At 69.9% G+C, this 10,499-nt stretch carries 9 protein-coding genes and 1 pseudogene; 2 read left to right on the top strand and 8 right to left on the bottom strand.

Going from position 1 to position 10,499, the window contains the following annotated elements:
• Window positions 1-552 (top strand): transposase (locus tag FVA95_RS25980; RefSeq protein WP_149666476.1); only part of this gene is annotated, 552 nt, incomplete at its 5' end.
• Between the two features lie 5 nt (window positions 553-557).
• Here the strand turns inward: FVA95_RS25980 and FVA95_RS25975 are convergent.
• From FVA95_RS25975 to FVA95_RS25950, 7 genes and pseudogenes are all read right to left on the bottom strand, one after another.
• A complete protein-coding gene (locus FVA95_RS25975; RefSeq protein WP_205015992.1) occupies window positions 558-1,589 on the bottom strand; it encodes an LLM class flavin-dependent oxidoreductase in 1,032 nt (343 codons plus the stop codon).
• A gap of 50 nt (window positions 1,590-1,639) precedes the next feature.
• On the bottom strand, window positions 1,640-3,487 hold the full coding sequence (locus FVA95_RS25970) for an ABC transporter ATP-binding protein (protein WP_149666475.1): 1,848 nt from the start codon (window positions 3,485-3,487) through the stop codon (window positions 1,640-1,642).
• Window positions 3,484-6,699 carry a lantibiotic dehydratase gene (locus FVA95_RS25965; RefSeq protein ID WP_149666474.1) on the bottom strand — a complete coding sequence of 1,072 codons (3,216 nt, stop codon included), beginning with the start codon at window positions 6,697-6,699 and terminating at the stop codon, window positions 3,484-3,486. The genes FVA95_RS25970 and FVA95_RS25965 overlap by 4 nt, the downstream gene beginning before the upstream one ends.
• Before the next feature lie 6 nt (window positions 6,700-6,705).
• The gene (locus FVA95_RS25960; protein WP_149666473.1) at window positions 6,706-8,040 is read right to left on the bottom strand and encodes a lanthionine synthetase C family protein; all 1,335 of its coding nucleotides are present in this window, start codon (window positions 8,038-8,040) and stop codon (window positions 6,706-6,708) included.
• A gap of 177 nt (window positions 8,041-8,217) precedes the next feature.
• Window positions 8,218-8,376 carry an FDLD family class I lanthipeptide gene (locus FVA95_RS31050; RefSeq protein ID WP_161992451.1) on the bottom strand — a complete coding sequence of 53 codons (159 nt, stop codon included), beginning with the start codon at window positions 8,374-8,376 and terminating at the stop codon, window positions 8,218-8,220.
• Between the two features lie 205 nt (window positions 8,377-8,581).
• Window positions 8,582-8,863, bottom strand: coding sequence for a helix-turn-helix transcriptional regulator (locus FVA95_RS25955; RefSeq protein ID WP_149666472.1), 282 nt, complete (start codon window positions 8,861-8,863; stop codon window positions 8,582-8,584).
• Window positions 8,864-8,890: 27 nt separating this feature from the next.
• Window positions 8,891-9,110, bottom strand: a pseudogene (locus tag FVA95_RS25950) (IS5/IS1182 family transposase); the annotation flags it as partial.
• A gap of 452 nt (window positions 9,111-9,562) precedes the next feature.
• Here FVA95_RS25950 and FVA95_RS34045 point away from each other — a divergent pair.
• Window positions 9,563-9,862 (top strand): gallidermin/nisin family lantibiotic, encoded by a 300-nt coding sequence (locus FVA95_RS34045; protein ID WP_149666471.1) that lies wholly within the window; start codon window positions 9,563-9,565, stop codon window positions 9,860-9,862.
• A gap of 273 nt (window positions 9,863-10,135) precedes the next feature.
• Here the strand turns inward: FVA95_RS34045 and FVA95_RS25940 are convergent, their stop codons facing one another.
• On the bottom strand, window positions 10,136-10,366 hold the full coding sequence (locus FVA95_RS25940) for an integrase core domain-containing protein (protein WP_161992450.1): 231 nt from the start codon (window positions 10,364-10,366) through the stop codon (window positions 10,136-10,138).
• Window positions 10,367-10,499 lie beyond the last annotated feature (133 nt).

Here is a 10,499-nt window from a genome sequence, read left to right as displayed (position 1 = left end):
CGGACCGCGGTCCTTGTCGCCGGTCTGGCCCGGCGACTGCTGGAGCTCGACCGGGAGATCAAAGACACCGACAAGCTCATCACCACCGTGTTCCGCACCCACCCGGACGCGGCGATCATCGAATCGCTGCCCGGACTCGGACCCATTCTGGGCGCGGAATTCCTCACCGCCACCAACGGCGGTGTCAGCAGCAGTATCGGCGCTGATGTCGGCTCCGAGCTGGGTGGCTTCGCCAGCTCGGGACGGCTGGCCTCCTACGCCGGACTCGTCCCAGTGCCCCAGGACTCCGGCCGGATCAGCGGGAACCTGCGCCGCCCACGACGCTACAACCGCCGCCTGCGGCGAGTGTTCTACATGGCCGCCCTGTCCAGCCTCAAAACCGACGGCCCGTCCCGGACCTTCTACCAGCGCAAACGCAGCGAAAAAATGATCCACACCCAAGCCCTGCTCGCCCTGGCCAGACGCCTGGTCGACGTCCTCTGGGCCCTGCTCCGTGACCAGAGGATGTTCACCATCACCATCACCACACCACAACCCGCTACCGCGGCTTGACACGATCATTCGGATTCCTTCCCAGTGTCGGCCCTGGTTTCGGCCCGGGTGTCGGTGTCGTCGCTGGTCCGGTGCGCCGGTGGCCGGGCGTCACGGCCGAGCGCGTCTAGGATGCCGCGGACGTCCCGCGCGGCGGCGGCGGGCCCCTCGACCGCGCACACCCCCGCGGTGTTCAGGACGACTTCGTCCACCCCGGCACGGGCGAGGGTCTCGAGTCCGAGCACGACGTCAGCTGGGGAGCCGGTGAGGAACGTGCCCGAGTCGACGAGGGCCCGGGCTCCGACGGCCGGCGACGTCGGGTGCAGCGTGAGGCCGGCCCGTCGGAGCATCCCGGCGTAGTTGTCCTGCGCGAGGTGCCGGTTCGTGGCGAGCCACGCCAGCCGGTACGGGTCGCGACCGGGGCCGTCGAGCGCGACGTGCACGACGGTCGCGACCCGCGGCGCCGGCCGCCCGCCGTCGGTCGCGCCGCGGTGCAGCGCTGGCGTCAGCACGTCGCGCACGTACGACGACGGGGTCATCCAGGTGATCGCGACGTCGGCCAGCACCCCGGCGAGGTGCGCCGAACGCGGGCCGAGCACACCGACGCCGAGTGCCACCAGCGGGTGCTCCCTGGGCGGGAGCCCGCCGTGCAGGGAGAAGTACTCCCCGTCGTGCGCAGCGGTCCGGCCCTCGACCAGGGCCCGCAGAACGGTCAGGTAATCCCGCATCGCACCCAGGGGGCTGGCGTAGCCGGTGCCATTCAGCGCCCGGACCAGGTCCTCGGTACCCGGACCGACGCCCAGCACCGTGTCGTGCCCAGTCAGTGCGGCCAGGGTCCGTGCCCGGACCGCTGCGTCCGCCGGGTGCCGGGTCAGGGCCAGCTCGACCGCGCTGCCAACCGGGATCCGGTAACCGCTCCCGGTCAGATGGGCGACGCCGAACGCGGCGTCCCAGTCGAGGGTCTGCCCGAACCACAGCCGCCGGGCCCCGGTGTCGCGCACGACGGCCGCGAACGGGACCAGGTCCGGCGGGTGCGCAGTGGTGAAGGGGATGATCACCGACACGTCCGGCGTGACCGCCGCGGGTCGCGCCGGGGTCGGCCCCGCCGTCACGCCGTCCCCGGGCCGGCCGTGGACTCGGGCAGGTAGCCGGCGGCCTGCAGCCGGAAGAGGTACGCGTACTGGCCCTCCCGACGCAGCAGCTCCGCGTGGGTGCCCTCCTCGATCAACCGGCCGTCCTCGATCACGAGGATCTTGTCGGCGATCCGCACGGTGGAGAACCGGTGGGCGATGAGCAGACAGGTCGCCGAGCCGGCGATATCGCGCAGCCGGGCGAAGATCTCGGCCTCGGCCTCCGCGTCGATCGAGGACGTCGGCTCGTCGAGCACCACGACCGGCGCCGAGCGCATGAACGCCCTGGCCAGCGCTACCTTCTGCCACTGTCCGCCGGAGAGCTGGTTGCCGTCCTCGAAATGGCGTCCCAGCAGCGCATCGTACCCGCCGTCGAGACCCTCCACGACCGGGGCCGCCCCGCTGGCGCGCGCCGCCGCGCGGATCCGCGCGTCGTCCCCCAGGGCCTCGACGCTGCCGAACCCGATGTTGTCCCGGACGCTCATCTCGTACTGGATGTAGTCCTGGAAGATCACACCCATCTTCCGGCGCAGGTCGTCAAGGTCGAACTCCTGGATTGGGACGCCGTCGATCAGGATCTGTCCGGACGTCGGCTCGTACAACCGGGTCAGCAGCTTCACCAGCGTCGTCTTGCCGGCGCCGTTCTGGCCCACCAGCGCGACACACGTCCCCGCCGGGATCACGAAGCTGACCCGGTCCAGGACGCGCTTGTCGGTCCCGGGGTAGACGAACGTGACGTCCCGGAACTCGATCCCCGCCTCCAGCGGCGCGGGGACCGACCGCTCGCCGGAGGGGATGCGCTTCTCCGGCATGTCGAACAGCTCGAACAGGTTGTTCACGAACAACGTGTTCTGGAACAGCATCGCGACGCCGAGCAGCATGGTGTGGGCCGAGGTCTGCACCACGGCGACGGCCTGCAGGTACCCGGCCAGCTCGCCGATCCGCCCGGTCCCGGCCGTCACGAACATAGCGAGCACAATCGCCCCGGACGCCGTCAGCACGCTGATCAGCCCGAAGCCCCCCAGCGACAGCGACTGCCGTCGGTTGACGCCACGGTCGACCTCGAGAAACGTCCGCACCATGGCCCGGTAGCGCTCGACGAAGTACGGGCCGAGCCCGAACAGCCGCACCTCTTTGAAGGACCGGTCCGTCGTGGTTAGGAACTGGAAGTACAGCATCCGCCGCCGGTCGGCCGCGCGACCGTACTCGATCTCGAACATTGTGCGCCCGTAGCGCATCTGTGCGATCGCCGACGGGATCGGTGACAGCAGCACCAGGATCGCGATCCACGGGCTCCAGGAGAACAGCACCGCAGCCACCGACAGGATCGTGACCAGCTCGCGGACGAACTCGAGCGTGTCGGCGAAGAGCTGGTGCACTCGGGAGCCGCTGCTCTCCTGGAACGCCCGCTGCAGGCGGTCGTAGGACTCGGCGTCCTCGTAGTCCTGCATGTCCATCCGCGTTCCCTTGCGCATGACGAGCTCGCCGATGGCGGTCGTCAGCTCCAGCCGCAGCACCGCGTCGAGGTACTGCTGCCACGTGCCACCGAGGTGGGACACGATCGACACGCCGATCATCGCCAGACCGATGGCCAGGATCCGGTCGAACGCCGCGTCCACGCCGCCTGCGGCGATGGACCCGGCCACGGTCTGCACGGCGGTCGCGGTCAGCGCCAGCTGAAGCGCGGGCACTAGCGACACGGACAGCGTCGCGACGGCGAGCCCGACCACCTTCCACGGGCTCAGCCGCCACAACAGCAGCCCGATCCGTCCCCAGTACCGGAATGCGCGCACACCCGTCCCGCCGCCGGGCCGCTCGCCGCTCATCGCGCCACCCCCGCCGGCTCGGCGAGGGCCGCTGGGCCGGGGTCCTGCGGGCCGGGACGTCCGCAGATCGACCGCAGCGCCAGCCGTCGCAGGCCATAGCACCGGGACTCCCGGTGCAGGTCGACCTTCATCAGGCGGTTGACGTGCATGTGGGCCAGGCTGCCCAGCACGGTCGACGTGGTGCCCCAGAGCTCGTCGTCGGCCTCGGCCGCCCGGACTGCCCGTGCGACGTCGGCGACGGCCCAGGCCTGTGCGTCGAGCACTGGCCGGAGCAGGTCGTGGTGTTCGCGGCCACGGCCGTGCGGGTGCCGGTCCCACGGGACGAGCAGCTCGCACAGGTAGTTCCGTTCGGCACGGAACCGGGCGCGCACGGTGTCTGAGGTGTCGCCCGCCGGCGCCAGGTCGAGCCGGGCCGCCGGGCTGAGTCCCCACTGCGCGTACAGGGCGTCCACCGCCGCGACGGCGACGAGCTCGGGGTCCAGATCGCCCCTCGCGGCCGTGAGCATACGGACGAGCTCGCAGGAGACCTCGCTGTTTGCCTGGAACAGGCGCTCGACGGCATCGAACGTGCGCGGGCCGCCGTAGCGTTCGACCTCAGGGGCGTAGCCGGCCAGAGCGACGTCAAACGCGTGCCCGCTGTCGACCAGCGAGGCGGCCCAGCCGCTGAGCCGCGCGAGCAGCTCCGGCGGGGTGACGCCGCGCCGCCCGCGCACGCGCACGCGCAGATGCGGCTCCGGGTCGGCGTAGCGGACGTAGAACCACCGGTCGACGGCTTCGTCCGTCCGGAATTCGGCCGCCAGCTCGGCGAGCGGGCCCTCGACGATCTCGTCGTGGCGTGACAGCGGCGAGTAAATCTTGAGGAACGTCCACTCGCCACCCGGCAGGTACCGGCGCCGCGCCCCGGCACGCTCCCCGACCGCCGTACCCACGGCCGGCGGGGCGCTGCGGGCGCCGTGCGCCGGGTCGCGCAACACGACGGAGGTGACGAGCTCGCTGACGTAGGTCCCGCCGTGCTCGTCGGTCAGCCAGTTCCCATCCGGCGCGGGAAGCACCTCGTGCACCGTGACGCGGCCGTGCCCCCGGCCGAGTTCCTGCTCCAGCTCGTCGCGGTAGCTGGGGTGGTCGAGGTCGAGCAGCAACCGGTTGTCGTCGTCGACCAGGTAGACGAAGCGGGGCACGTCCCGGCGGGCGCGCCATCCCGCAACCGCGGATGCGAAGTCGGGGGTGCCACCCACGTCGAGCTCGTCGGCGGCCACCGTCCACTGTGCCGGGTGCAGTACGACGTCCCCGCGGGTGACGCGTGGCAGGAACGGCATCGAGGCGAGCCCGAGCCATTGCCACCCGCTGGGCGCGACGTACCCGTCGGCCGACGCCTCCAGCAGGAACCGTGCGACGTTCGGCGCGTACTGCGGGCTCAGCATGTGGCTCTGCGTGACGACCACCTCGCGTCCCAACCGTCGCGAGAATAGGAAGAAGCGGTCCTCCGTGGACCCCACCATCAGGTCGTCCAGGGTCAGGACGTGATCGGCCGGCACCGACGGTGTCGTGTTGATGACGACCTCGTGGTCGAGCAACCGGGGCCGCAGCGACACGTTCGTCGCCCGGCTCATCGACGGCAGGTAGCTGAGTTCGGCGTGCACCGCGCCACCGAGGGCCTCCTCGGTCCGCCGCGCGTACCCGCGCAGCCAGTCCACCCCCTTCTCGCCAAGCAGGTCGAAGAACCGACCGCAGGCACGGCCGCCGTGCGCGAGGACCTCCTCGCGCAGAACCACCCGCCACCGGCTCCGGTCGAGGTCCGCGCCGGGCGACGCGACGTGCAGCTGGCCGAAGACGTCCAGCGCGGGGGTCGGGGGCATGTCGCCCCGGTCCTGCGACGATCCAGCGGTGAGTCGCTCGAGCCAGGCGTCGGTGAGCTCGACCTCGAACGCCCCGGTGCACCAGGCCTCCGCGGCGAAGCCGGTCAGCAGCCGGGTCAGGTCCGACGGGTCCGGTGGCGGTCCGGACTCGAACGGGCAGTCCCGCGACGGCTCGGTGTAGGTCGGCGGTGCGCCGAGACCATCCTCGCCCAGCACCTCAAGCACGGGCACCAGCGCGTTCTGCCCGTACCGGTCGAGGAACGCGTGCCGGTACCGGATGAGATGGTGGTGGTGCCCGGGAACCGCCCCGCTCAGTCGCATCAGCACGCCTGCCGCGTCCGCCATGGCGCGACCCACTGCAGCAGTGATCGTCGGGTCCAGCAGCTGCGCCGCGGAGTCGAGCTGGTAGGTGGTGCCTGTGTGGCCGGGGACGAGCTCGCGTTGCGCGGCCACCAGCCGGTCGAGCACGTCGACCGGCCCGTCACCGGCGGCGAGGTCCATCACCGTCTCCAGCGCCTCGACAACCGCCTCGGCACCGGCCACACCGGCCAGCGACTTGGCCACGTGCCGCTCCGGGAACGGCGCCGTCATCGGCGGCCGCAGATCGCTGACCAGGAAGTTCAAGTCCCACATCTGGTCGAGGAGGCCCGTGACGACCTCCCGGGCAACGTCCGGGAAGCAGGAGTGCAGGTCATCGGCCAGCTGCCCGTACGGCACCGGAGTCCCCGCCGACCGCAGCACGGCCTCGACCGCGGGTGTCGCACGGATCCGCACCGACCTGTTGTCCCGGTCGCCGTACACGTCGGCGTAGGGCAGCACGACGCGACCACTGGTGACGTAGGCGCTGGAGTTGCGGGTGACCCGCAGGTGCGGCCGCAGGTCCGTGTCCGACTCCAGTGTCTTGATCAGGGCGAGCAGCCACCCCATGTCGGCGCGCACCCGACCGTGCCCGAGCGCCTGCCCAGCCAGCCGTGCAGTCGTCGACTCGCCGAACTCGCCGAGAGCCACCCCAGAGAAGCAGCCGAACGGCGTCGGGCGGGTCGCCATCCGGGTCAGATACCGCAGCAGGCGGGAGTAGGCCCGCCGGGTCTTCTTCGCAGTCGCGTCCGGGTCGTCGTCGAGCCGGGTCAGTGCCGCGACCAGGTCAGCGCTGGCCACGGCCAGCGCCCGGTGGACGTCCGGCCTGCGGGCCAGCGCCCGCAGCCGCTCCCGTGTCCGGCTGCGGCGGTCGGCGTCGTCCACGGCCGTGTCGGCGGTGTCGGCCCCCGTGATCGAGGCGATCGTCTCCACCGGCAGGGCCGGCGTGCGGAGCAGGAAGAACCCGACGGGATCGTAGACCCGCTCGTCGTTGGGCATCGGACGTCACCTCGTCAGGAAGGCGCTCAGCCAGGCCGGTCGGTCCTGATCGATCGCGGCGTACAGGGTCAGGGCAACGCCGGTCGCCCCGGTGAGGAGCGCCGGGCTGTCCACGAGCACTCCCGGCTGCTCCTCGTCACGGAAGACCAGCGGGTGTCGCGGGTCAGCGGCGTCCAGGACGTCTACAAGTAGCAAGGACACGTGGTCCGCGGCGAGCGGGCTGGCGCCGGTCGCCGCGAACTCCAGGCAGATGGCCAGGAGGCCGGCACGGCCATGGCACAACGTCGGCGTGGGCGACGGCGTGACCACGGCCCGCCGGAGCACGGCCTCGAACGCTTCCACCGCGAGCCAGCGCAGCTCGGCGTCCCCAGTCGAGTCCGCCACCGACAGCAGGGCCGCCGCCACACCGGCGGTGCCGTAGCACCAGGCCAGCTGGTCCGTCGCGGTGTCCGGCGGGATCTCGTCCCCGTCCTCGGAGACTGCGACGACCGACGGCCAGAGCAGCCCGTGCTCGTCGGCGTGCGCGGCACCGACGATCCAGGAGGTCATCCGGCGCAGCGCCGCGGTGTCCCCCGGCACGCGGTAACCGGCTCGACCGGCGGCGGCCAGTGCGGCTGCCGCTCCCGGGACACCGTGCGCAGCACCCAGGTTCAGATAGCCACCGGCGGGCGGGCCCATCTGCTCGTGCGGCGAATAGCGAGCGGGCGCGATCATCCAGCGGTGCGGGACCGACGGGTCGTCCGGCGACCCGCCCAGCCAGGCGAGGTAGCCGACCAACCGGTCGATCGCGGCCAGCACCGCCGGGCTCGGCCGGTCCACCGACAGGAGGTGGACAACGACGCCCGCCGCACCGGAGACGAGATCGTGGTCAGCGTCCGAGACACCGCACTCAACGTGCGGCAGGTGCATCGCGAGCACCTGTTCCGCCAGCGACTCGTGCAACCGCTCGAGGCTGGGTCCGAAACGCGGCTCCACCCGGGCGCAGTCGGCGACGCAGAGCGCGAGGCCCGCTACACCGCCGAACGTGCCGGGATCGCTCATCGGCGCGATGCGCGTGCCGGCGACCGCCTCGCGAATGAAGTCGAACGCCACACTCTCGGCCCGATCGCGCTCCCCTCCGCCGGCGGCCCGGGCCGCCGCCAAGTGCAGCAGGCTCACCCCGGCGTGGCCGTGCGCGAACCCGGGGTACTGCCAGCCCATCGGGTGCTCGGCCTGGTCGGCCGAGCGGACCGCGAGTTCCAGGACCTGCTGCGAGGTACTCATCCGCAGCGCCACCTCGTCGGCGACCTCGCGGGCCCGCCGCGCGAGGTCGGCGGGAACGGCTCCCGCCCACGTCGTCACGGTCGGATCGCTGGCCGCCACCGGTCGAACGGCCTCAAATCGATCTCGATCTGCTTGTAACGACACGGTCTCCCCCGGACGCGTCGACGTCGTCAGCACCTGAACTGTGGGTGGGTACTGCCATGATCATCACCCATGGCAGTACCCACCCACATTCGGCCTCGCCCACCGCAATTACTAGCGGCAGAACGCGGTGCAGGTGTTCAGCGTGCACTTGCAGCTGAACTTCGAGCAGATCGGCGTCTTCGTGACCAGCGTGGTCGCCGAGGCCCGCGCCGCGGGGGCGGAGGACGACGTCGGCGTGGTGACGCGGGCATCAAGGTTGAACGGATCCATTGACACACCTTTCCCCTGGCCACCGCGATCTGTCGCAAGGCCCCCATCAGGACGCGCACGGATCCGCCGGCGAGCTATTCCCCGGCGCCGATCGACCAACACTTCGATCCGCCCACGAATCGATCGACGAGATCCTGTACGAATACGACTCTGGAGCATTCCGCGCGGCGGTTCTACTGTCGCTCGCGACAGGAATCGGGCCCGGCTACGACAGAGCCACCGGGAGGTCCGCAGGAGCAGACAGGCTGTGGTGCACATAGGACACAAGGCAGGCGCGTAGCCGGGAATCGAGGCGCAGCTTGCGCATGATCTCGCCAAGATGAGCGCGCACCGTGCGTTCGGTGATGAACAGCTCGTCGGCGATCTCCTGGTTCGAGCTGCCCTCGGCGAGCCAGGAGAACACTTCGCGTTCTCGTTCCGTGAGCGTGTCGACCAGCGACAGCGAGCTGATCCATGACGGATGGGCACACGTTCCTACTGAAGTCACCGCGGACCTTTCTCGGTAGTGAGTTGATCATGTTGCGCGGCCGTGCTCGATGTGGAGCAGTACGAGCGCGGCTGCGATGATCGCGCCAATCCGCCAGGGACACAGGGTGACCCGGCGCAGGGCGCGGGAGGTTGATTTTGAGCAGCGAGTTCCCACGTTCAGCCAGGGCTCGGGTGACTGAGTGCAGCGCGTTACAGGCGCGTTGGTCGACTGGTAGCCCGCCACCGGCGGGTGTCTTAGAACGTGTTTGAGAATCCTTTGCAACACCTTGATTGCGCTTCGTAGGCTCTACTTCCGTAGGGTGCCCCTACCGTGCTGATCAGCGAAAACCTGATTCCCAGGTGTTCCGGTCGCGGCTTCCGAGGGGGACCTGCCCTGTTGTGCGCTGTGTCGGCGCCTTGCTTACAGCTCATCATCGACCCTTGTGGCCTCCCGCCGGGTCCGCCTCCACGATTCCCTCCAAGCTCCGCCGAAGCACGCTGGTTGCGCAAGTTTTGTAACCTATCTTACTCATCATCAGTCGGAGTTGTACGATTAAGTAGCCCTATGTCCAGGTCGAAAGTAGCCTCGATGACCGTGGGTTGCCGAGCAAGAGCCCTCTGTGATTTGCACGTGAAATGTGGGTGATGGACACCGGTCAATGTTCTGCCGCCGACGGGGCCGCCGTCGGCTCATCCGCACCATGAGAGGATTGGCGTTATGTCTGAATTTGACCTGGATGTCCGGGCTGACGGACCACCGGCGGCAGCTACCTCCCGGATCACGAGCAAGTCGCTCTGCACCCCGGGCTGCATCACCGGCCCGCTGCACTGCAGCTGCTCGCGCTCCACAGCGTTGGTGGGATCGAGCTCGCGGATCGGGAACGGCGACTCCGGCACACCGTCCCGGCTGGCCTCGGTCACACCCGCTGCAGCCGCTGTCGTGGGCGTCGTCGTAGGCGTCGCGAGGGCCGTGTTCTGCCGGACATCGATGCTGCGGCGCAGGACGGCCTTCAGATAACCGGCGGGGACATCAGCGTTGCGGATCCGTTCTTCCGGTAGATGCGCAAGTACTGCCGCGACCCGAACGCCCTGGACCCGCCAGGTCAGCACCTGCTTAGCCAGCCCTGGCCAGGCGACACAGCTGATAACCGCGTCCGCGGTCTCCGGCGCGAGAGAGCGCCGCAGCATCTGCTCAGCTACCTCGTAGTCGAGGCCGCTCCTCCGCCTCAGACGGTCTCCGCCTCAGACGGTCTGAGCTTGGCCCCCTGCGCCGGACACTGACGGTGTGGGGTCAGTGATCTTGGTGTGGCGGGGTGTGGGCTGTTTCGTAGTCGGCTGGGCTGAGCATCCCGATGCTGGAGTGGCGCCTGATCGGGTTGTACCAGCACTCTATCCACTCGAATATCGCATTGGCAAGATCGGCGCGGCTTTTCCAGGATCTGGAGTCGAGTAGTTCCAGCTGCATCGTCCCCCAGAAGGACTCGACCATCGAGTTGTCGTAACAATCGCCGACCGACCCCATGGAACCGACTAGTCCCGCCTCGATCAGTCGGCGCCCGAACGCCCAGGACGTGAATTGCCTGGGTTCAACCGATCGTTGCAACACCGGGTTGTCAGGCTGAGCGTAGCTGCTCTTCGAACACTTCGGCGGGGGT

It is taken from the genome of Pseudonocardia sp. EV170527-09, assembly GCF_008369905.1.
GTDB lineage: Bacteria > Actinomycetota > Actinomycetes > Mycobacteriales > Pseudonocardiaceae > Pseudonocardia.
The sequence above is the reverse complement of the archived record's forward strand: the minus strand, read 5'-3'. Positions and strand labels throughout refer to the sequence as shown.